Annotated in this window: 18 protein-coding genes; 14 read left to right on the forward strand and 4 right to left on the reverse strand. The window is 44.2% G+C overall.

All coding sequences use genetic code 11. The features are described 5' to 3' along the window. Positions 1 to 11: 11 nt before the first annotated feature. From CLOSA_RS08735 to CLOSA_RS22115, 12 genes are all read left to right on the forward strand, one after another. Complete coding sequence (locus CLOSA_RS08735) at positions 12 to 872, forward strand: patatin-like phospholipase family protein (protein WP_013272412.1); 861 nt, start codon at positions 12 to 14, stop codon at positions 870 to 872. Positions 873 to 1,420: 548 nt separating this feature from the next. Continuing rightward, positions 1,421 to 3,709 (forward strand): DNA helicase PcrA, encoded by a 2,289-nt coding sequence (gene pcrA / locus CLOSA_RS08740; RefSeq protein WP_013272413.1) that lies wholly within the window; start codon positions 1,421 to 1,423, stop codon positions 3,707 to 3,709. A 192-nt stretch (positions 3,710 to 3,901) separates the two neighbouring features. Beyond that, positions 3,902 to 4,192, forward strand: a complete 291-nt coding sequence (locus CLOSA_RS08745) for a hypothetical protein (RefSeq protein ID WP_013272414.1) — start codon at positions 3,902 to 3,904, stop codon at positions 4,190 to 4,192. 111 nt (positions 4,193 to 4,303) lie between these two features. Further along, the gene (gene rlmD, locus CLOSA_RS08750) at positions 4,304 to 5,665 is read left to right on the forward strand and encodes a 23S rRNA (uracil(1939)-C(5))-methyltransferase RlmD (protein ID WP_013272415.1); all 1,362 of its coding nucleotides are present in this window, start codon (positions 4,304 to 4,306) and stop codon (positions 5,663 to 5,665) included. Positions 5,666 to 5,858: 193 nt separating this feature from the next. Next, complete coding sequence (locus CLOSA_RS08755) at positions 5,859 to 7,028, forward strand: hypothetical protein (protein ID WP_013272416.1); 1,170 nt, start codon at positions 5,859 to 5,861, stop codon at positions 7,026 to 7,028. A 310-nt stretch (positions 7,029 to 7,338) separates the two neighbouring features. Then, positions 7,339 to 7,755, forward strand: coding sequence for a hypothetical protein (locus CLOSA_RS08760; protein WP_041708581.1), 417 nt, complete (start codon positions 7,339 to 7,341; stop codon positions 7,753 to 7,755). A gap of 541 nt (positions 7,756 to 8,296) precedes the next feature. After that, positions 8,297 to 8,545 carry a hypothetical protein gene (locus CLOSA_RS08765; protein WP_157669009.1) on the forward strand — a complete coding sequence of 83 codons (249 nt, stop codon included), beginning with the start codon at positions 8,297 to 8,299 and terminating at the stop codon, positions 8,543 to 8,545. A 110-nt stretch (positions 8,546 to 8,655) separates the two neighbouring features. Next, on the forward strand, positions 8,656 to 9,540 hold the full coding sequence (locus CLOSA_RS23150) for a GNAT family N-acetyltransferase (protein WP_013272417.1): 885 nt from the start codon (positions 8,656 to 8,658) through the stop codon (positions 9,538 to 9,540). A gap of 749 nt (positions 9,541 to 10,289) precedes the next feature. Next, the gene (locus CLOSA_RS22110) at positions 10,290 to 11,159 is read left to right on the forward strand and encodes a DNA polymerase (RefSeq protein WP_330362198.1); all 870 of its coding nucleotides are present in this window, start codon (positions 10,290 to 10,292) and stop codon (positions 11,157 to 11,159) included. 17 nt (positions 11,160 to 11,176) lie between these two features. Continuing rightward, positions 11,177 to 11,428 carry a DNA polymerase family A protein gene (locus CLOSA_RS23480; protein WP_330362199.1) on the forward strand — a complete coding sequence of 84 codons (252 nt, stop codon included), beginning with the start codon at positions 11,177 to 11,179 and terminating at the stop codon, positions 11,426 to 11,428. Positions 11,429 to 11,458: 30 nt separating this feature from the next. Beyond that, on the forward strand, positions 11,459 to 11,779 hold the full coding sequence (locus CLOSA_RS08785) for a hypothetical protein (protein WP_013272418.1): 321 nt from the start codon (positions 11,459 to 11,461) through the stop codon (positions 11,777 to 11,779). A gap of 22 nt (positions 11,780 to 11,801) precedes the next feature. Further along, positions 11,802 to 12,353: a helix-turn-helix domain-containing protein gene (locus tag CLOSA_RS22115; RefSeq protein WP_013272419.1), complete on the forward strand. Its 552-nt coding sequence runs from the start codon at positions 11,802 to 11,804 to the stop codon at positions 12,351 to 12,353. Here the strand turns inward: CLOSA_RS22115 and CLOSA_RS08795 are convergent. Genes CLOSA_RS08795 through CLOSA_RS08805 form a run of 3 tightly spaced genes read right to left on the reverse strand, consistent with a single transcriptional unit; the run spans position 12,325 to position 17,253 of the window. Continuing rightward, positions 12,325 to 14,277, reverse strand: a complete 1,953-nt coding sequence (locus tag CLOSA_RS08795) for an ATP-binding protein (RefSeq protein WP_013272420.1) — start codon at positions 14,275 to 14,277, stop codon at positions 12,325 to 12,327. The genes CLOSA_RS22115 and CLOSA_RS08795 overlap by 29 nt on opposite strands. Further along, on the reverse strand, positions 14,270 to 16,531 hold the full coding sequence (locus tag CLOSA_RS08800; RefSeq protein ID WP_013272421.1) for an LPXTG cell wall anchor domain-containing protein: 2,262 nt from the start codon (positions 16,529 to 16,531) through the stop codon (positions 14,270 to 14,272). The genes CLOSA_RS08795 and CLOSA_RS08800 overlap by 8 nt, the downstream gene beginning before the upstream one ends. Beyond that, complete coding sequence (locus CLOSA_RS08805; protein ID WP_013272422.1) at positions 16,528 to 17,253, reverse strand: LytR/AlgR family response regulator transcription factor; 726 nt, start codon at positions 17,251 to 17,253, stop codon at positions 16,528 to 16,530. Before CLOSA_RS08805 ends, CLOSA_RS08800 begins: the two co-directional genes overlap by 4 nt. Before the next feature lie 215 nt (positions 17,254 to 17,468). On the opposite strand from CLOSA_RS08805, the gene CLOSA_RS08810 reads away from it, so the two are divergent. Both CLOSA_RS08810 and CLOSA_RS23155 read left to right on the forward strand, forming a co-directional pair. Then, positions 17,469 to 17,849, forward strand: coding sequence for a response regulator (locus CLOSA_RS08810; RefSeq protein ID WP_013272423.1), 381 nt, complete (start codon positions 17,469 to 17,471; stop codon positions 17,847 to 17,849). Then, positions 17,846 to 20,740, forward strand: coding sequence for a response regulator (locus tag CLOSA_RS23155; protein WP_013272424.1), 2,895 nt, complete (start codon positions 17,846 to 17,848; stop codon positions 20,738 to 20,740). Before CLOSA_RS08810 ends, CLOSA_RS23155 begins: the two co-directional genes overlap by 4 nt. 249 nt (positions 20,741 to 20,989) lie before the next feature. On the opposite strand, the gene CLOSA_RS08820 is transcribed toward CLOSA_RS23155, so the two are convergent. Next, positions 20,990 to 22,303, reverse strand: a complete 1,314-nt coding sequence (locus CLOSA_RS08820) for an IS30 family transposase (RefSeq protein ID WP_013271245.1) — start codon at positions 22,301 to 22,303, stop codon at positions 20,990 to 20,992. Between the last annotated feature and the right edge of the window lie 53 nt (positions 22,304 to 22,356).

Below are 22,356 nucleotides of genomic sequence, written 5' to 3' on the forward strand. Positions count from 1 at the left end.
GGTGATAAAAGATGACAAAAGGAGCATTGGTTTTAGAAGGGGGTTCCTTAAGAGGGGTGTTCACGGCCGGGGTTTTGGATGTGTTCATGGAACAGGGAATTGAAATGTCCTATGTAAATGGGGTATCGGCCGGTTCCATGTGCGGCATGAGCTATGTAAGCAAGCAGATCGGCCGTACCATTAAAGTGGATTTGGATTATGTCAATGATAAACGGTTTTTAAGCTTTCGGAATATGGTAAAAAACCGCTCAATTTTTAATTTTGATTTCCTGTTTGGGGAATTATGCGATACGCTGGTTCCCTTTGACTATGATACCTTTTGGAAGTCCCGGCAGACCTTTGAGGTAGTTGCCACCCGTTGTAAGACGGGAAAGCCGGAATATTTTGAAAAAAGTTCCTGCGATGATTTTGTCAGTGCAGTAAAGGCTTCCAGCAGTATCCCTATTTTATCCGGCATGATCCCTGTAAAAGGGAAAAAATATCTGGATGGAGGCTGTTCCATGCCAATTGCATATCAGAGAGCCATTGATTTGGGATATGATAAAATCGTTGTGGTCCTTACCAGAGAGCACGGATTTCGGAAGCCTCAGCTGGACAAATGGACAAAAAGAGGGTATGAACGATATTTTGCTCCTTTACCGGAGCTTATGAAGGCCTTAAGAGAGGTACCTGACCGGTATAACCAGATGCAGGAGGAAATCGACCGGCTGGAGGAAGAAGGAAGAATCTATGTCATACGTCCAGATAAGCATGTTACAGTACATAGAACCGAAAAGGATAAGCGGAAGCTGGAGGCTCTTTACGAGGATGGACGGCGACTGGCGGAAGAACATATGGAGAAGCTGAAAAATTATCTGGAGATCGAAGCCTAGGAAAATGCCATGGATGCAAGCCTTTATGCCATGAGGAGATACGGGTATTTAAGAGGAAGGACATCAGGCATACCTTCTTGCCTTTAAAGACGGGAAAAAGAGGAAGGTGTAGGCATACTTTTGATCCCATAAGACGGGCAGCGAAGAGAGAGGCGTAGGCATATCTTAAAATCCAGAAAAACCGGACAAAAAAGAGGAAGACCAAAGGAATACTTTTATGCTCCGCTAACCGGGCAAAAACAGGAAGGCCAAAGGAATACTTTTATGCTCCGCTAACCGGGCAAAAAGAGGAAGGCCAAAGGTATATTTTATGCTCCGCTAACCGGGCAAAAAGAGGAAGGCCAAAGGAATACTTTTATGCTCCGCTAACCGGGCAAAAAGAGGAAGGCCAAAGGCATATTTATGTTCCGCTAACCGGGCAAAAAGAAGAAGGCCAAAGGCATACCTTAAAACCCCGTAAAACCGGGTAAAAAAGAGGAGCTAAAAGGCATACCTTTATACCCTGAGAAGACGGGCATAAAGGCGGAAAGGAAAGTACGGTATAGTTTATGAGTATTTATGATACATTAAATCCAATGCAAAAGGAAGCGGTACTCCATACGGAGGGACCGCTTCTCGTGCTGGCAGGAGCAGGGTCAGGAAAGACCAGAGTTCTTACACACCGCATTGCCTATTTAATCGAAGAAAAAAGCATCAATCCATGGAATATCCTGGCTATTACTTTTACTAATAAAGCGGCAGGTGAGATGCGGGAACGTGTAGACCGCCTGGTGGGCTTTGGTGCAGACAGTATCTGGGTTTCCACCTTTCATTCATCCTGTGTCCGCATTCTCAGGCGGCATATTGAGAGCCTTGGTTATACGACGAATTTTACTATATATGATTCCGATGACCAGAAAACACTGATGCGTCATGTGCTAAAGGGTCTTGATATGGATCCCAAGATCTATAAGGACCGGGCGATGCTGGGATTTATTTCCACAGCAAAGAACGAGCTGGTGACGGCTGAGGAATTTGAACAGAATGCCGGCGGTGATTTCAGGCAGAAAAAGGTGGCTCAGATTTATAAGGAATATCAGAACCAACTAAGAAAGAACAATGCCCTGGATTTTGATGATCTGATCATGAAGGCGGTGCAGCTGTTCCAGAACAATCCTGAAATTCTAGATTATTACCAGGAACGCTTTAAATACATCATGGTGGATGAGTATCAGGATACCAATACAGCTCAGTTTAAACTCATAAGCCTGCTGGCAGGAAAATACAGGAACCTTTGTGTGGTAGGGGATGATGACCAGTCCATTTATAAATTCCGGGGGGCCAACATTGAAAATATTTTGAATTTTGAAAAGGCTTATCCGGGGGCAAAGGTGATTAAACTGGAGCAGAACTATCGGTCCAGCCAGAGCATTTTAAATGCAGCCAATGAAGTGATCCGCCATAACCGGGGACGTAAAGACAAAACCCTGTGGACAGCCAATGAAGAGGGCCCCCTGGTACAGTTTAAGCAGTTTGAGAACGCTTCCGAGGAAGCGGATGCCATTGTCCGGGATATACGAAACTCCTCTTCTGAATATCAGGACTGTGCGGTTCTTTATAGGACCAATGCCCAGTCCCGTCTGATTGAAGAAAAGTGCCTTCAACACAACGTCCCATACCGCATGGTTGGAGGGGTGAATTTCTATCAGAGGAAGGAAATCAAGGATATTCTGTCGTATTTAAAGACCATTGCCAATGGAAGGGATGACCTATCCTCTTTAAGAATCATCAATGTGCCCAAGCGTGGAATCGGAGCGACCAGCCTGGGCAGAGTGCAGGCCTTTGCTTCTGAACATGGGTTTGCTGTTTATGATGCATTTTGCCGGGCAAAGGCCGTACCAGGACTTGGAAAAACGGCTGAGAAAATCCTTAAATTTACGGAACTGATTGAAGATTTCAGGAATAGGCTTGATGAAGAGACATATTCCATTCATGATCTGATTGAGGACATCCTGGATGAAACCGGCTACCAGAAGGAGCTTGAGACGGAAGGCGAAATCGAATATCAGACCCGCCTGGAAAATATTGAAGAACTGATCAATAAGGCGGTCAGTTTTGAGGGGGAGCATGAGCACCCCAATTTAAACGAATTTCTGGAAGAGGTTGCTTTGGTGGCCGATATTGACCGTATGGATGATTCAGAAAACAGGGTAACTCTTATGACCCTGCACAGTGCCAAGGGTCTGGAGTTTCCAAGAGTATACTTAAGCGGTATGGAAGACGGGCTGTTTCCAAGTATGATGTCCATTTCTTCGGATGACAAGGAGGCTGTGGAGGAGGAGCGGCGTCTTTGTTATGTGGGAATCACCAGAGCCCGGAATTTCCTGATGATGACGGCAGCAAGACAGCGTATGGTAAATGGAGAGACCAGATATTCCAAGATCAGTCGTTTCATAGAAGAGATCCCTGGTGAACTTTTGGATTCCAATAAGCTGGAACCAAGGTTGTCTGCTTCCAGGACCCTTAATTATGATGACAGCGGCCTGCCCTGGGGAAAAGCAAGGGCAACGGGAAGAGCATCAGCGGTCAGCAGCTTTGGGCCCGGAAATAATGCATATGCTTCCAAAACTTCACTACCTGCATCTTCACCTGGATTTGGCAAAGCATTTACCGTAGAAAAGGCGGCTTCTTTAAATTACAAAGAGGGCGACCGGGTCAGCCATATCAAGTTCGGGGAAGGGGAAGTGCTGGAGATCAAGGATGGAGGAAGGGATTTTGAAGTCACGGTCCGGTTTGACCAGGCAGGCGTCAAAAAAATGTTCGCTTCCTTTGCAAAGCTGAAACAGGTACGAATTTAACTTATAAAATACATAATTTATTAAAAAAAAGCAAAAATGATAGTAAAAGAATTAATATAATGGTATAATAACTGCGACAGGCAGAGAGACTAAAACTTAGCCGGAAGATATAAAAAAATGCCTTACAGGCAGACCTTTATGCCCTAAAAGGATGGCAGAAAAAATCAGGGCTCTCAGAAAGGACGTGGAGACATGAACAGATTTGATGCAATGAGTAAAGAAGCCATGAGCAGGCTGGAAGATTTTATGAACTCTAGCAGAATGAATGAATTGCTTCATAAAAAGGAACAGGACGATAAGAAGAACTGTATCCTCTGGATACTGGCTATTATTGGTGCAGTGGCGGCGGTAGCAGGAATTGCTTATACCGTATACCGTTTCTTCACACCGGACTATCTGGAAGATTTCGAAGACGATTTTGATGATGATTTCGACGATGATTTCTTTGAAGACGATAAACCGGGGGAAGGTTCTGAAGAGTAGGATCGGCATTATAAAAGAGAGAGCGTGCCTCAGTAAGTGAGACACGCTTTTTTGCTCGAATGAGCCTGGCTTTCAGGCTGCAGAAATAAGGATAGAAGAGGAGTACGCATAGTGAAAAAGGGTGAGATATACGAAGGAACCATAGAAAGATTTGATTTTCCGGACAAAGGGTTCATTGAGCTCCCGGAAGGAAAAATTGGAGTAAAACATGGGCTTCCCGGCCAGAAGGTGCGGGTCATGATAAATAAAAAGAGAGGAGGGCGCTGTGAGGGAAGAATTCTTGAAGTTTTGGAGCGTTCAAGTCTGGAATCAGCAGAAACTCCCTGCCCTCATTTTGGAAGCTGCGGAGGTTGTGTTTATCAGACCATTCCATATAAGGAGCAGCTTAAGATCAAGGAGCAGCAGGTAAAGGCTCTCCTTGATGGAGTCTGTGAGGACTATGAGTTTGAAGGCATACTGCCAAGTCCTGCAGAGGCAGAATACCGGAATAAAATGGAGTTTTCCTTTGGTGATGAATATAAGGAGGGCCCCCTTGCTTTAGGTATGCATAAGAGGGGGAGTTTTTATGATGTGGTAACCACTACAGAATGCAGAATCGTTAATCCGGATTTCTGTAATATTTTAAAGGCTGTAAAGGATTACTTTGAAAACCTGGGAACCGGTTTTTATAAGAAGATGCAGCATACGGGCTATCTGCGCCATCTGCTTGTACGCCGGGCAGTAAAGACCGGAGAGATTATGGTGGCTTTGGTTACTACGACTCAGGAAGATGTGGACTTAAAGCCTTTTACGGAAATGCTTCTGGAACTGCCCTTAAATGGCAGGATTGTAGGGATCCTTCATATTTTTAATGACAGTCTGGCTGATGTGGTGAAAAGCGACCGGACGGATATTCTATATGGACAGGATTACTTTTATGAGGAGCTGTTAGGAATGAAATTTAAAATTTCCCCGTTTTCCTTTTTCCAGACCAATTCCCTTGGGGCGGAAGTTTTGTATGAGACTGTAAGAAGATATGTGGGGGAGACAAAAGATAAGGTGGTATTCGATTTGTACAGCGGAACCGGTACCATCGCTCAGATGATCGCTCCGGTAGCCAAAAAGGTGGTGGGCGTGGAAATCGTGAAAGAGGCAGTGGATGCCGCAAAAGAGAATACAAGGCTGAATGGGCTTGAGAACTGTGAATTTATTGACGGGGATGTTCTTAAGGTCATTGATGAGTTACCGGATAAGCCGGATCTGATTATACTGGATCCGCCAAGAGATGGGATTCATCCGAAGGCGTTAGGAAAGATCATTGATTTTGGGGTGGACAGGCTGGTGTATGTTTCCTGTAAGCCTACCAGCTTGGCAAGGGATCTGGTGGTTCTTCAGGAGAGAGGGTATAAGGTGGAGAAGGCTTGTTGTGTGGATATGTTTCCTTCGACGGCAAACGTTGAGACCATTATGATGCTTGAGCGGAAAGCCCGGTAAATCAAAGGATTTCGATATTTTTAGGTTGATATGAGTCTGTGTTTTTGAGCCTGAAAACAATAAAATATGTTTCCACTTACTATGGTGGGGTAAGGAAAATGTACATTTTAGCAAAAGACAATTTAAAAAAATGTAGATTGACTACTATAATAAGAACTTTAAAGTGTCGCATAAAAAATATAGGAGCTAAAATATGGGTTTTATTGTAGATGATTTACTAAAAAGTATTTCTGAAGAAGGGTATACATCAAATGAAATTAAGGCGGCTATACTTGAGATACTAGATCCTTTTTTTATAAATAAAGATAATCTAAGAAAAAATCTATTTGATAGTCAAATACTTAGTATTTTTGGATATGTAATACTTTATGGGAATGACAATGTGTTCAAGGATAGTTTAGAAGAAGTGCTGCAAATTTATCGAACAGCATTTGTGACTGATGAAATGCTATTATATGAGATTATTTTCTTTTCGAGTGAAGAATTTGGCCAAAAAGACAATATGATGTGGAATGTGAAATCTAATACACCCAATAAGGTATCCGATGATATATATGAATCTACCTTTGCATATATGAAACATATCGGTGATACATTGGAATTGGCAGTAAAAATGGAAACACAAGAAATTTATACATTGTTGAGGATAATACAGCGTAAAGATATAGATTATCTCAAGATAAAGAAAGTCAATTTTGGTAGTACCATTAATAACATTATTGAACAAGGAAGATTACTTCAGATTTTAAAAACAAGTCCTATATCTATCAAGTTATCCGATTGGAGAAATATTGCATACCATCATACATATAGCATAGAAAAGAATAAGATAATTTGTTGTTTTGGAAAAGAAAAGGATAAATTTGAAGTTACTATTGATGAATTAAAAGAATATACTAGTCAAATTATTAGAGCTTGTAATAGTATAGATTTAGCCCGCAGAATTTTTTTGTATGATAATATTGATAAATTCAGTGTAATGGCAAGTAGATACATAGAGTATAAATCAACAGATAGACCTATTATGAAAATTTCACAGTTAAAAACATCTCTATTGACTCAAGGCTTTTTGATAACAGATTACAAAGTAGATGAATATGTATCTCAAGTTATAATACAAGATTTAAAGAATGATGGTACTCTAAACGAAGAGGAGTTGAAAATGCGCCATATACATGCTACACAATTTCTTTATAGTATTTATACGAAGTTACCTAATAATGTTCTGCGTATTATATATAGCAATGCAAAAAAGGAAGTTCAATTCCAGGCATCTGTTAAAGGGGAGGTTTGTAAAAAAGTTGATGAAGGAATATATGGTATTTCTTATTTGATATCCAATATAGTCATAGAATCAAAGTAGAAATTATTATATTTTGCGAAGGAAAATATATATCAGGCGTAATATGATATAATGGCGACTATTTTATCCTGTATATTAAAGAAGGATTTTATTGATATTATTTTCGGGGGAGAAATACCCTTGCCACTTAATGCTTGGTCAAAGGAGTTTTGACATGTAGTATTAAAAACACCTTTCACTGAATGATGATTTTAAAGGGTATCGGACATTGGCTGCACAGTCGGATTTTGATTTATTTTAAGGTCGCTGATAATTGTATGTATCCTGTTAATTTGATATAATTGAGAAAAGTGTTTAGGGGGTACATACGATGAAAGCATCAGATGCAGTATATAGAATGATGAAGGAACATGGTGGCGTTTTTACAGTAACTACATTACTTGGTAATAAGCACGATTTTCATATGAGTCAGGATGATAAATATATTTATTCTGACTCAGCATTGCCAAATCAGAAACTGGAATTTTCCGTTTTTGATAAAGTTGCTGATTTTATAAGAAAAAGTGGTGGAACAGTAAGAAAAGGAAATGGACATGATTCTAAGGTCGGTGGAAAGCATTGTGGACAAGATACTTTGATGTATTTTGTGGCTACAGAAATCTATGGTCATAGGGAAGGCGAATCAACATTTGATCCGATATTTGCATTAGCAGCAATACTTGATAATGCTGGAGTAGTTGTTAATTTGCGCGGAAAGATTAAACTAAAAGCGGAATATATGAAATAATTACGAGGAGAATTAAGCAATAGACTATATAAATAATTAGAGACATCTATCAGAAATGGATTGTAGCACAGATACTTAATAGATGGGGTAGAAAGGTTATCCTCACTGGTAAGTTTTCGCCATGAAGTATAAAACTCCCGGCAACTGGAACGTTGAAACCGTTTGTGCTGGAGAGGAAAGCTTGATTTTATGGGGACTTGCGGGATTGATTGAGAAAAATGGAGTTGTGTTTTTGTAAAAATCTGTTTAGTGTGACCGAATCTCAGATGGAGATGGGGTAATGCCAAAATGTTAAAATAGGGCTTTTGCCAAAAAGTATTGAGTTTCGCCGGATTGTGTGAACAAATCCGCGAAAATTGATACAAATGGTAAAAGTCCTATATTTTTGAGTAAAATGATAATAGAAGGAAAGGATACATGGAAAAACTTACTGAATTGTTTTAAGAATCGTGATATAATTATATTACGAGTATTTGCTTAATTATCAGATTTATTAAAGGTATTTATTAAAGAAATAATGGGAACGATTAAGGTGGTTAAGTTGGATAAGACAGGAACTAAATGGTTAAGAGAGGAAACAATCTTAGCTTTCGATTTGTATTGTAGAACACCTTTTGGAAAAATATCATCATCCAATAATGATATTAAAGAATTGGCCCAATTGATTGGAAGAACATCTGGGGTAGTTGCACTTAAAATGTACGACCTTGCCCATTTCGATCCTGAATTAAGGAAGAGGAATATAAGCAATGGCTCATGGAAGCAAGTTAGATTTAGAAGTGTGGAATGAGTTTTGCGAAAATTGGGAAGAGTTATCTTTTGCTTTTTCCAGAAGAAGATTTATAAGAAGCACTTGCACCGTATCTAAAGGATAATACATTTTAATCGGAGGTATGCGTAGTGGTCGTTAAAAAAATTGACGAAAACAAAAAGGAAGAGGCATTGGAACTTGTTATAAGGGTATTTATGAAATATGAGGCTCCTTATTATTCTGATGAAGGTGTTGAAACATTTAAAAGGACAGCAGTATATAACGAAGACTATATGGAAAGCATTACAATGTATGGTGCTTATAAAAATGATAAAATTGTGGGTGTTATAGCAATGAGAAATAACGGCAGTCACATAGCATTATTTTTTGTTGACGGACAGTACCATCGAAAGGGAATAGGAAAGAGATTGTTTCAGACTGTGCTTGAACAAAGCACAGCGGACGAGCTAACTGTTAATTCTTCACCATATGCCCAAGAAGTCTATCATCATTTGGGCTTTGAGGATACTGCTCCTGAACAGGTTACAGATGGTATAAGATACATCCCGATGATATATAAAAAGAATACATACGATATTGCATCACTTATTCCAATGCTTGAATATAAAGATACTTCAATAGCATATAAAGCCTTACAGGAACTGGAGCGAATATCAGATGAAACAGGGTCTGTATATGCTTATATAGAGAAATTTGTAAACATGATAAGAAGTGACAAATATGTGGTTCGGGTTCGTGGTTTCCGGCTTTTTTGCAAGCAGGCCAAATGGGATAGGAATAATATTCTCGATGAAAACATAGATGCTGCCCTGCATATTCTGAATGATGAAAAGCCAACTGCAGTAAGGCAGGCTCTTGCAGCATTATCAGATGTTGTAAGATATAAACCGGACTTAAGAGAAACCGTGAAAAAGGCTGTGTATGAAATAAATTATTTGCGGTACAAGGACACCATGCATAGCCTGATTGCAAAGGATATTAGGGAGGTGCTTGATCTGATCAAGGAGGTTTGAGAATGAGCAAATATAAAAGCAGTGGGAATACCTTCTGATATGGCATCAAATGGGGTAAGGTTTTTACCTCACCCGTAATAAAAAAATATAATTTTGCCATGAAGTATCTAACTTCCATCTACGGCGAACGTTGAGACCGTTTGTCTGCTTTCAAAGAAACCTTGATTTTATGCGGTGTTGAGGGAATACCAAGTAAAAAATGAACCTGTGTTATTGTATAGGCAAAGATAAATTTATAATTCTTTTCATGGGGATGGGGTAATGCCAGATTGTTTAAATTAATGCTTTTGCCAAAACGTATAGGGGTTTCGCTGAAATGTAAATATAAATTAGCGAAATCCTTATTTGAAGATAAATACATTTGACCAGATGGTTTACTTTTGGGGTGAGTGTAACACATGATTGACAAACCTACAGAACACCGTTTATTAATGCAGTAACAGACTTGACTACCACCTCTTATTTTAATGAATCAGATTTGCCAGAGCAACTTTCAAGGATAGTTCAGGTTTCACCTAGTTCTGCCAGCATTCGGTTATCCCAGTTGGGATTCTCCCAATATGAAGGCAAGAACGCAAATACTCATGATGAAAGGCGGCTTAACATATTCCGGCAGATGCCAGGCACTCTGTGAATGACAGAGTGCTAATTTTAAAGAGAGCGTGTCAAGTACATAGTTGAAATTTTATAACGGCTTATTTTTTTGTACCATATGTCAACTAACTCATTGACAGGAAAGGAGCTAAACCGTGGAAAGCCTAGCGAAAAAGGCGGTCAGGGAACTGATCCAGGAATCCGGAGGGGAAGTACAGGAATTGCTGAAACTACGGCTTCTGATGGCAAAGACCTCAGTGAAAAAGTATGAAGCTATCGAACGCAGCGTATGTTCAGACGGAAGGGTGCATGGGTTATTGCAGTTTTACGGGGCAAACCGCACAGGCCGATGGGCAGGGCGGTTGGTACAGGTACAGAATCTCCCTCAGAACCATCTCCCTGATTTGGAACTTGCAAGGAAGCTGGTGAAGAATGGGCGGTTTGAGGAAGTGGAGCTCTTATATGAGTCTATACCAGATGTGCTGTCAGAACTTATCCGCACTGCTTTTATTCCAAAGGAGGATTATCGGTATCTGGTAGCGGACTTTTCTGCCATTGAAGCCAGAGTGCTGGCATGGCTGTCCGGGGAGCAGTGGAGACTGGAGGTGTTTGCTACGCACGGCAAGATTTATGAGGCGTCCGCGTCCGCTATGTTTCATGTGCCGATAGAAGAGGTTACGAAAGGTTCCTCACTGCGGCAGAAAGGGAAAATTTCAGAGCTGGCACTTGGTTATGGAGGAGCCGCAGGTGCGCTTATCTCCATGGGAGCGATGGACATGGGAAATAAGGAAGAAGAACTTTCTTCCCTGGTTTCAACCTGGAGAAGAGCCAATCCCCATATCACACAATTCTGGTGGGAGGTGGATAAGGCTGCAATCCAGGCAGTCACCGAGAAAAAGAGGACAAAGGCAGGAAGGATTATGTTTGAATACTACAGCGGGATTCTTTTTGTGATTCTTCCTTCGGGCAGAAAGCTGTCCTATGTGAAGCCAAGAATGGAGATGAGTTTGACCGGAGAGGACTGACCTATGAGGGAATCGGCGTGAACAAGAAGTGGTGCCGGATAAAAACCTATGGACCGAAACTGGTTGAGAACATCGTGCAGGGGACAGCCAGAGATTTATTGGCGGAGGCTATGCTGAGGGTGGATAAAGCAGGGTATGAAATTATCATGCACTGTCATGATGAGATTATAGCAGAAGCGCCGAAAGGAAGCGGATCCGTGGAAGAACTGTGCAGGCTTATGGCAGTGCCGCCTGTATGGGCAGATGGTCTGCCACTGCGGGCGGAATGATATGAGTGCAGTTTAAAACAGGACAGTTCTTTGTTTCAGGCTCTTTTGAACAGTGGTGTGGGCAATATCGTCTGCGAAACGGAAATTGCCGCTATCCAACGTGAAATAACCGAGTGCCTGGGTGAGCAGGGTATGACACGCTATCATCCAAAGGAGCGGACAAAAAAAGCGGAGGGAATCAAACGCTATCGGTTTGACTGTAAGAATATCCATATCGCCGTTATTTCCTCGCAGCCGCGAATGGGAGCTACCACCATGGCTATCGGTCTTTCCTCTTGGCTTGCCGCGGTAGGAGCTTCCGTTTGTTATGTATATGAAGCCATGATGACAAAGTATATCGCTGGAGCGTAATGCTCCGGCATATAGAGAATTTATGATGACAAAGCAAGCTGAACTAAAACAACAGGCATATGCCAGCGGTTTGAAAAGCCGTGCGCTTTCCGTGCTGATTTATCTGATTGACCGTTCCAATGCTGATTTAACCTGTTTTCCTGCCATTCCAACCATGGCAGAGCAACTACATATCTCGTTATCTACCGTGAAACGTGCCTTAAAAGAGCTTGTGGACACAGGCTTTCTAAAAAAAGACAGCCGTTTCTGCGAAAATAACCGTGGGCAGACCTCGAATCTCTATACGCTGATATTCCGAGAAGAATCTCCCACGCCTGAAAACGACAACAACCCTGACCACAGGGACTCCATAGAGCCTGCTGCACAGAGCATACCAACAGGCGAATATAAGGCAGAACGTATTACATTTGCCGCTATAGCTTCTAAACAGAAGAAGTGCGACCATGAGCCGCAGGAAACAACAACGGAACAACCGTCACAGCATGAGCCAAAACCTTGCATTTACCATATAGACACCCCCGTTCACACTGTACTTTTACATGGATTCAATAATAGACTTTGGTTATACCGGTGAAGGTATTCTTTTTTTCTACCCCTGTCGACAGGGATAACTCTGCGTGGAATCCCTTTTCATCGGCGTACAGATTGATTACGCCATTATACCGCTCCACGGTTTCCAAGACGGAGGAAACGCCAAGGCCGAAGCCGCTTCGCTTAGAGGATAGATATTTCCCCCCTCTGGTTTTGAGTTCCCCGTCAAAGCTGTTGTCCACAACAAATTCAAGCTGGCCGTCCTGTACCCGTCCGGCGATAAAAATGGTCTTATCCCCAGTTTGCTGGCGCTGGCAGGCCTCCACTGCATTTTCCATCAGGTTTCCAAGAAGACCGCACAGATCCACAATCGGAAAATTCAGCACTGCGGGAAGCGAAAGCCTTGCGCGGAACTGGATACCGGCTGACTGTGCAAGATTGCTGTAATACTGCACCAGTGCGTCCAGCTCGATGTTGTCAGTGAGACGGCCAAGCCGGGTACCCTCGTTGATTTCCGTGATACCACGGATATAGTTTTCAAGTTCCTCACAGTGTCCTTCTCCGGCCAGTGTCATCAGGGTGCGTAAGTGATGGCGGAAGTCATGGCGCAGCTTTGCACTTTCCTCCACCTTCTGGTTCATCTGCCGCAGATGCTCCACCTGCATAGTAAGCTGTCGTTTCATCTGCCGCTGTTCCTCGGCATAGACAAGGCTGTGGCGGTAACCCATGGTAATATCATACCCCAGCACCACGCCGGTTGCGATGACAAGGCTAAGGCTTCCCCATTCCTGAAACCAGCCGCTAAGGATTGGCTCGTAGTTCGGCAGGAGGCGATCCCAGACAAAGGCGCAGGCATAGATAATATCCGCATAGAGCAGTATGGTCGCCTTTTCTATATTTTGACGTACCGCCATAGCAGCGGTAAACAGAAGATAAACAGCGGTAAGCAGCTTGAAACCGAAAACCAGATTGGAAAAAGCAAGCATTACCGGAAGTGTAAGCTGCGCAGCAAATACTCCGTAAAGAAGCGCCAACACACAGACAACTCCGGAGGCGGCACCGCTGATTACCTGCATAGTTCTTTTTGTGCCGCAGATGCGATTGTGGAGAATGATCACAAGCAGCGTTACCAGATATCCGCTGACCAGTTCTACCGTGTACCATGGCTGGATTGGAAGCGGCAGGATACCATGCACCACGCAGTAGGAAGTAAACACTGCGGTCGAAAGACACAAAAGGAAAAAGAGCCAGATATTGTTCCCCCGACGGGTACGGATGGCAAGATAAAAGCTAAAAATGGCAAGCATCAGTGTTACCGTGACCAAAATCAGGCAAATCCCGAACCGCAGTCCCCGGATTGTGTAAGTATTCAGAGGTTCGCCAAAGGAAGGCGGATAAACAAGGCCGCTGTATAAAAAGGAGTGGTCACTGACCGCAAGCAGAAGTGTCACCTTGCCGGAGGCTTCAAAGGTAATGACACGGCATTGGGTCTGGTCCTGATAATCGTCCGGGTCCGGTTTGCCCATTTGCAGCTTCAGTTTATCATCAATGTAAAACCGGTAAGCGGAATAGATTTCGGGCAGTTCAAGGGCATAGGTATGTTCCTCCTCCGGCAGGTACAGCGTTAAGGCGTAGCTGGCACTTCCATGAGGGGAGCGGCGAGAGTCGCCCATGGCAAAATTAGACTGTTCTCCAATGGACAGGTACTGATAATTGTCACCTTGTTGTTTTAAGGTTTCCGGTGTCAGCAGGCGGTCTGCATAGAAACGCCAGCCGTCCCGCAGATAGCGGATGGGTATGTCCGTCCAGTCCGCTTCTGAAACATACAGCGCGCCGTTAATAGCCTGAGGTGCAGCTTTTGTGTACTTGTTGTCAAAATGGTATAGGGCGAGAAACAGAGCGGAGGAAAGGGCAACCATCAGAAGCAGCGCCAAAGACCGCCGTAATACAAAAGGTTTTTTATCCATGGCGTTTCCTCCTGAAAAGTGTAATTCCTCCCGCAGCTAAAAGTAAGCCACCGGATACAGGAAGCAGCGGCGATGTACTTTTTCCAGTCTCCTGTGTATTTGATAGTTCTGTAATGGTATAAGTGCCTGCCGTATCTGCTGCAAAGCGCAGAAGTTCCCCGTCATAGGAAACATCTGTAATTTGTTCGCCAGCGTCGTTTTGGATGGTGATATCAGTATGTTCCGACTGCGGCATGTATCGAAGCCGCAATACTGTTCCCGAGAGCTGCGTAACCGGTTTGCCTGAAACCTCCACTGCAAGCACAATCTGATTGCTTTCCGGCTGGGTCAGCCTAACAGTCAGAGTATCCGTATCCGACAGGTTCAGTGCTAAAAGCAGTTTGCTTGGAATACTGACGGTTACATCGCCGGAACCAAATACGACGCTTTCTTCCTCTTTACAGAGATCCTTTAGACGCAGACCGGAAATGACCGTCTGGGTAGGAGAATAGGATTCTGTAACAGTGGCAGATACCTGAGATTCTAAGCTTTTCTCCGACTGTGTAGTGTTATCGTCCGGTACTGGGTTGCCTACTGTTTGGGTACTGTCCTTCGGTTTGGGAACTGTATCGTTTTTTTGCTCAGCAGAGGTACTCTCTGTTTCCCGTGTAAAGAAAGCATCGGAAAACACTGGTACCGCTGATTCAGTCGGATTGGCATGTGCCACGACTGTTGGTTTCTCTGTTACGGGAACCTGAGCCTGTGAATTGCTATCGCTGTTATGACTGTCGTTACTTTGGGAATCACCGGAGGACTCAGGAGCAGATGGAGACGGCTCATTTTCACCAGTTGAGGAATTCTGTCCTCCCTGCGGTTTCTGTTGTTTTCCTGATGAGGAACCTGAATCCTGTGAGGGCTCATCTGTATCTGAGGAGGAATCGCTCGTATCAGGCGAATCATTATCATTACCTGAATTGTTATCCTCATTGGAATTATCGGGCGGATTGGTTGGAGGTGGAGCAGGTTGTGTACCGGTTCCTGAACCTCCGCCGTTTACATCGCCGCCATCCCGATCACCACCGGAATAATCAAGAATACTAAGCTCCCCGTCATATTGAAAGGTCAGAACACCGGTCTGACCGCCGGGATAGGTCACCTTAAGCTCATAAGTACTTCCATAGGTAAGTACTCGCTGAGAAAGCTGGAGACCATCGGAGACAGACAGGAAGCCATCATTTAGGCTTGTCCATTCTCCGCCATCCTGCCGCAGCCATACAGCAAACTCCACCAGCTGTTCCTCCTGTGCGGCAGAAAGCACCCACGGAAAGCGCAGAAAGCCGCGTCCCGCTACACAGCAGTTAATATCCGGTTCACCGGGAACCTGAATGGAAACCGCGCAAAGCTGCCGGGGCAGAGAAACACCATCTGCCAGAGTATATTCTGTTCCAAGGTCAGGTGATGTAAAAGCATAGTACACACCAGCCGTAACAGTATCCACGGTATCCAAAGACCATGCACCTGAGATTAAGTCATAGGGATTGCACTCTGCGTCATAGCCGATGAAGCCTGCGATGGAATCGGCAAACCAAGTGGAAAGCTCCTCCTGCGTGGTTCCTACGGGGAATGCCACGGCATCTGTCCGATCTGGTTCATCAAAGCTGGTCAGAGTGATTGCAGCAGGCGTTACGGTAAGTAGCGGAGCAGTTACCTGTACGGAAATGGAGACCGTATTTTCTAGTCCTTCGGAAAGCGTTGCTCCGGCTGGAACAGAAATGTTTCCAATCACAATGTAAGTACCGGGTGTTTCTGCATCCACTGTGCTGAAATCCCATGTAACAGACAATGTAAGCGGATAGGAAGAACCCTCCTTTTCCGCTGTGGCGGAAATGCTGATAGAATCCAGTTCATTCTGTAACTGCGTAAAGTCGGTATCGCCGCAATCCGTATGGAACGTACCTGTGAAAGCATTCGGGGTAGTATAGGAAATGATGCTGCCGGTATAGTCAAAGGTGTCAGGAACGGCGCTGTCTTCAGTTCCGCCCGCTCTAACAGTGCTGTCGCCTGTACCGCCGGTTTCATCACCATCCGTAACCATATCTGCATCGGAAGGAGTCGCGGTGTCTATGCTGTCATCCGAAACAGAACCGCTGCCGTAATCGGTAACAGTATCTGTGGTTTCGGCAGGTACAACCGGTTCCTCTGCCGCCAGTACAGGCGGTGCAAGTGCTGTACAAACCAGAAAAGCGGTTAAAATCAGTGCAAGTATCTGCTTCATATTCCCTCCCCCCGCAGCGAACCGGCGGAGAGACTCAGGCGCTGCCCTTGTACCTGCCGTTGCAGGCGGCGGCTGACCGGCAGCTGCTCCCCATTTTTCAGGATGAGATAATCGCTGCCAAGCTCCCGCACTTCCTTTAGGTTGATAACAATGCCCTTAAAGCAGGACATAAACTGCGGATAGGAGCAAAGCTTATCGGTAAGCTCTGAGAAGCTGCCGGATACCGGAACGAGACAGTCCTTTAAATGGATACAAGCACAGCGGTTCTGATAATCCGCATAGAGAATCCTGTCCAGCGTGATTTCCAGCAGCTGATTCCTTGTGGTAACCGTGATGGAGGGAACGCTCTGCGGCTCTGCAATCTTACAATAGTGCAGTGCCCTTGAGAGTTTGTCCAATGTGGCTGGTTTTACGATGTAATCCGCTGCCCGTACATCATAGCTTTTTACACCAAATTCCGAGCTGGTGGTTAGGAAAATAAGATTGACATTCTCGTCTAGTTGTCGCAGCTTCAAGGCGCAATCCACGCCGTTTTCGTTGTTCAGATAAATATCCATAAAGACAACGTCATAGCTGCCCAGTATGTAATCGGCAAGTAATTCCCTGCCACTATGGAATTCTGTAATTTGCATTGGTTGATGTTGATTGGTTTCATATTGCTTCAAAAGGCTGCGGAGTATTTCACACTCAGTAGCCATATCATCTACGATTGCCGCATTCATTTGAAATCCCTCCTTCTGTACATAATTATCCAGTTAACATTATACCATATATTTCAGGAAAAAAATAACCGCTTGTGCAGATTTTCGACCGCTTGATCATAACCCATTGAAAAACACTTGACAAAATGATACCCTAATAAAAACTATCATACTTCTTCGGTGGAAGAGGTGTGGTAGTTTTTTATTTGCATTTTAAGGAAGGAGGAGGTCGCCGTGTGAATGTGGCATTGTGCGCGGCGTTCTTGGAAGAGGACGTCTGGGAAAACCGTCTGGTAACGGCGGCTCTCCCACAAAGGATTGAAATTACGGAGTGTAACAGTGCAGAAGCACTTCTAAGGATACTGGAATTAAAGCCGTTTTCACTGCTGGTTGTTGTGTTAAATGGTGTGGCGGGACTAGAAGCGGTACGTCATCTCAGGGAAAAGGCACCAGACGTTTCTCTTCTGTGGATTTCCGATGAGGATTACAGCCTGTTCGGCTATCAGTACCGTGTAACCTGTTTCCTGCAACGAACGGTATCTGATGCGGAGCTGCACGAAGCTGTAGCAGGATGTTTGGAGATTTCTGAAAAAGGAAAGGAGGAAACAGCGAAATGACAAAAAACATTGCGCTGTGCGGAATAGAGAAAGAACTTGTCAGTACACCGGAACGGTGGGGAGAATACCGTCTCTTACGCTTTTGTGACGAACCGGAACGGCGAGGTGATGTAAAGCTGGCGTACTTTCTGCGGGACGGTCCACCTGTGTCATTGGCTGTCGTGGGCTATCCCGGAGCAAAAGGACTTGCCGCCTGTGATTATCTGCGAACACAAAGCCGCGAACTGCCTATCCTTTGGCTGTGCAGCCGCAGAGAGTTTGAGGCGGAAGCAAAACGGATTGGCGTTGCCTTTTACGACACCGATTCACTCACCACAAGTCTACTTGATACAAAATTACCGATTGACATTTCCAAGGTGACCGCGAAAACAGGTGCTTGTCGTAGTGCAAAGATGAAAAATATCAGTAAGGAAAATACAGCCTTAAAAAGAAAGGCAAAGAGAGTGGAGGATATTATGAAAATAAAACAAATGGCAGAAAGGCTAAACCGCTTTTCAGTCAGACAAAAAGCAAAACGAATCGTAGCGCTGACGTTAGCTATGCTGATGGTGAACCCGGTCACAGGCTATGGTGTTACTGCCCATGCACAGGAAGGGGAAACCATTACCGCTTTCGCAAAGTTGTCCAGCGAAATTACTACACAGCAGCTTGCAGTGGGTGCAAAAAAATCGGATATTTATCTGCCGGAAACGCTTAATGTTACCATAGGTGTTTCTTCTGTTAAAACCAAAGAAAATGCTGCGGAAACACCGCAGACCGAGGAAAACCTCACCGAAGAAGTAAAAGCTGACGAGTCCCCTGCTGATGCTTCTACTGTTTGGGATAATTCTGCAGAAGAATCACAGGCAGGCGCAAACAGCCCAGAGAATAACACCGCTACGGACAGTAAAGCTACCGTGGTAATGGACAGCGGCGAAGTTCCTTTAGCCGCAAACACCGATGGCTTTGCCATCAGCGCAGTTTCAGGGGATGTGGATACTGAACCAGCGGAAGCCGTACAAATCACCGCAGAAGAACGGACGCTGATGGGCATCACATGGGAAATTAACACACAGCGCAGTGGCTCGGATATCTTTAATTCCGCTCATGCTGGTGCGGTATTTTTCTATGAGCCGGTTTTACCTCAGGGCTATGTGCTTGCAGATGGCGTGAGCCTGCCACAGATTCAGGTGCAAATTGAGCAAAACAATCAGTGGGCGTTTAGTCAGAACCAGACCCTAGACGGAATCAAAATCACGGTCAAGGCCGAAAAGGGTGTCTTCCCGGAGGGAGCCTTTCTTCATGCCAAGAAAGTAAACAATACAGAGGACAAAGAGAAAATCCAAAGTGCGATCAGTGAAGAAGTCAAAGCGGAGAATTCTGCTAAAACCGTAACGAAACTGGTTTCTTTCGACATCACCATCACGGATGCGGAGGGCAACGAGCTTCAGCCCGATACCAGTAAGGGCGAGGTAAAGGTCTCCTTTGCACAGCTACCTATGGTGACGGAGGCTGCCACATCCACGCAGGAGCTGAAGGTCTTTCATATGGATGATACCTTAAGCACAGCAACGAAGTTGGATACCACTGTGAATGAAGAGACAAAATCAGTAGAAGCAACAGCAGAGCATTTTTCTCTGTATACGGTGGCAATGCTGACCGCCACGGCGGAGACTGGAGAAGCCAGCGTGACCGATTCAGCAGATACAGTCACCTATTATGACACAATTGAAGAAGCGATTCTTGTGGCACAAAGCAAGGTGAATAGCACCGTCAAGCTTCTCAAAGATGCAGGAACCGAAAGCCCTATACAAATCACCACGGGAAGCTTCATTTTAGACTTAAACGGCAAAACCATGACCTATACCGATGCTTCCGGCAGGGGTACAACAGCGATAGAGATGAAAAGCGGAGCTAAGCTCAGCGTAAAAGACAGCGTGGGAAACGGAGGCATTACAGCAGCAAATGCGAGAAACTCCATCACAGCAGGCAGCGGCTGCACGCTTACGCTTTATGCCGGTAGCTATACAGGGATTGACACCATGCCGGAACTTGTTTCATCGGCACTGGCAGAGGGAGTGGATTTTGAAAACCTTGACAATACCGACGAATGGATTAGCAGAGCGACGATTGCCTTACTTAATATGCAACATGTCGGAAATGTGCGTGTAGGCAAAATGCCAGCCGCAGTCGAGGTATCCGAGCAGGGCGGTGGTGTGCATTACTATGATACCATTACCGAGGCTATATCGGGAGCAATCAGCCTTCCCGAAAGTACGCTGAAGCTGAACAAGGATATCTCGCTGAATAGTGAGTTACGGATTACAGGCGGAACATTCAATTTTGATTTAAACGGTCATACTTTGACCTTCACAGGTAGTGGTAATGTAATGCTGCAGCAAGGTGCAAGCATTACATTTAAGGACAGTGTAGGAACAGGAAAAATCAGCAATTCTTCTATTTGGGCGACTATATATATTCAAGGTGATGCAAATGCAAAGCTACAAGGCGGCACTTATGAAAACGCAAAGAGCGGCGGAGAAGGCATTAATGTTCTTGGAGACAGGAATATAGGAGATTTGCTGGTAGAGGGATATATTTACAGAAATTTAAGCGACAATGCCTATATCAGCGATACAAGCTCATACAAAATCGGCAGCGTCAAGGTAGTCCCTGCTCCTTTGAAAATTACCAATCAGCCGCAGGATAAGACGGTGCAATTTGATTATACCGAGCTTCCGACATTTACAGTAGGCTTTAGCAAGACAGTTACAGAAAATCCTACTTTCAAATGGTACTCTGTGGGTACAGGCACAGGCGGAGCGGACGAAGCCATGGATGGAGAAGAAACGGCTGTACTTGCTGTGGAAGCAGGAAAATCGGCAGGACAATATAAATATTTTTGTGGCTGACTTGAAAAAGTAAATTCCAGTGCAGGACTAAATTCCACCGCCCTTTAAAAGTTGTCATAAATGGTAGAGGTTTTTGCGCACTGTTCTAAGATTTCTGATATAATTAAGCTAACTTCTTACCAAAAATCATGTTTTAGGGCAGAGAAAACAGGCCACTGGAGTTTCGTGTGCGAGACTAAATTCCACCGGCCACATTCAAAAAATGTGAAAAGTTAACTTCCAGTCCGACAGCAGATTTAAGTAAGTTAGTTAACGGTTGTAGCGAATCAGCTTAGGTGTCAGATTGACCTCGTCAGGGACAATGCGCCTAAGCTGAAGTCCTTTTAAGGTGTCTTCGCCAAATGATTCTAGAGCCAGATTATATGGCGTTTCACCACCCAGACTCTCCCGTGGTGTGGAATTGATATGATTAACAATCAGATTCACGTCCCATTGAGTTAGAAATTCAAAGCTGGTTCCTTTTGGAAGCACCATGCGAAGCATGGTATGAACATTTTCAACGCCCCCCTTCTGACCGCTACGCATTGGATCACAGTAGTAAAGATTACAGCGCTGAATTTCATTGATCCCAGTCTCCAGGCCTATAGGATCGCCAAATTCGGAGCCACGGTCAGTTAATACGTATTGGAATAAGGAAACGAATTCATAGGTTCCCAGTCGTTTCTCAAGCTGATCAAATACAAGTCGTACGGCGCCTTTGGTACATCGGTTCATCAGGAATGCAAGAAAAAGTTTTTCCTTTGTAAAGTAGAACGTCAGCAGAGTCTTTTTAGATTCACGGGAAGAATGAACCGTGTCCATTTCTGCAAAGTATTCAAGATCCAAAGACTGAAAATCAAGATAGGTTCTGTTGACAAAAACAGAGCGATCCGTAATCTGTGTCTTGTGGCATTTTCGCGGTTTGAACTTAGGTTTACGCTTTAAATCTACATTTCTGGCGGAAAACAGACCCTTGTCAATGTAGGTATAGATTGTGCGGACAGACATATCCAGTTCCGGATGATTTATGGAGATCTGATAGGGAGACTGCCCCTGCTCAATTAGAGGAGTAACAATCATATCTTTTTGATGCAGTTCGTGCTTTGTCATGCAGATACCGTTTCTGGAATTGGTGAGTAACTCATGATATTTGCGGTCAGCAAACCGTGCATTGTATGTGTATTTGTGAGCAATGGTGCAGTGAGAGATCTTTTTGTCGCAGCCATTGCAAACGTAGGGAGCTTTATCCAGTCGGGAGCAGCGTTCCTTCACAAAATCCCGGCAGGTTTGATTACAGGTCGGACAGGAAGCACATTTGATCCCGCAGACAAGAATCTTTTTGCAGACATTTACTTTTCGACAGCTAAACCTGTAAATGCAGAAGTTCTTGGTATTGTAAAAGGTGCCTTTATGATACCAGTCAGAGGAACGCCTGGCCTTCACTTCCTTAGAGATGGTGGTTGGATCTTTGCACAGGTATTTTGCAATATCTTTAAAAGTATGATTTTGATTTAAAGAGTTTTCAATAAAAACACGATCCTTCAGAGTGAGATGCTTCTGGTTACCAGGAATATATTTACTCATAAAATCTCCTTCTACTGCTGTCAGAAGGAGTTATAAAGATACCATGTATGTAT

The organism is [Clostridium] saccharolyticum WM1 (assembly GCF_000144625.1).
Lineage (GTDB): Bacteria > Bacillota > Clostridia > Lachnospirales > Lachnospiraceae > Lacrimispora > Lacrimispora saccharolytica.

Excerpts from the sequence above, each read along its gene's own strand:
- CLOSA_RS08805 (WP_013272422.1), bottom strand. The coding sequence starts at position 17,253 with ATGAATGCGGCAATCGTAGATGATATGGCTACTGAGTGTGAAATACTC.
- pcrA (WP_013272413.1), top strand. The coding sequence starts at position 1,421 with ATGAGTATTTATGATACATTAAATCCAATGCAAAAGGAAGCGGTACTC.
- CLOSA_RS08735 (WP_013272412.1), top strand. The coding sequence starts at position 12 with ATGACAAAAGGAGCATTGGTTTTAGAAGGGGGTTCCTTAAGAGGGGTG.
- CLOSA_RS08755 (WP_013272416.1), top strand. The coding sequence starts at position 5,859 with ATGGGTTTTATTGTAGATGATTTACTAAAAAGTATTTCTGAAGAAGGG.
- CLOSA_RS08760 (WP_041708581.1), top strand. The coding sequence starts at position 7,339 with ATGAAAGCATCAGATGCAGTATATAGAATGATGAAGGAACATGGTGGC.
- CLOSA_RS23155 (WP_013272424.1), top strand. The coding sequence starts at position 17,846 with ATGACAAAAAACATTGCGCTGTGCGGAATAGAGAAAGAACTTGTCAGT.
- CLOSA_RS22115 (WP_013272419.1), top strand. The coding sequence starts at position 11,802 with ATGATGACAAAGCAAGCTGAACTAAAACAACAGGCATATGCCAGCGGT.
- CLOSA_RS08820 (WP_013271245.1), bottom strand. The coding sequence starts at position 22,303 with ATGAGTAAATATATTCCTGGTAACCAGAAGCATCTCACTCTGAAGGAT.
- CLOSA_RS08745 (WP_013272414.1), top strand. The coding sequence starts at position 3,902 with ATGAACAGATTTGATGCAATGAGTAAAGAAGCCATGAGCAGGCTGGAA.
- CLOSA_RS08800 (WP_013272421.1), bottom strand. The coding sequence starts at position 16,531 with ATGAAGCAGATACTTGCACTGATTTTAACCGCTTTTCTGGTTTGTACA.
- CLOSA_RS08795 (WP_013272420.1), bottom strand. The coding sequence starts at position 14,277 with ATGGATAAAAAACCTTTTGTATTACGGCGGTCTTTGGCGCTGCTTCTG.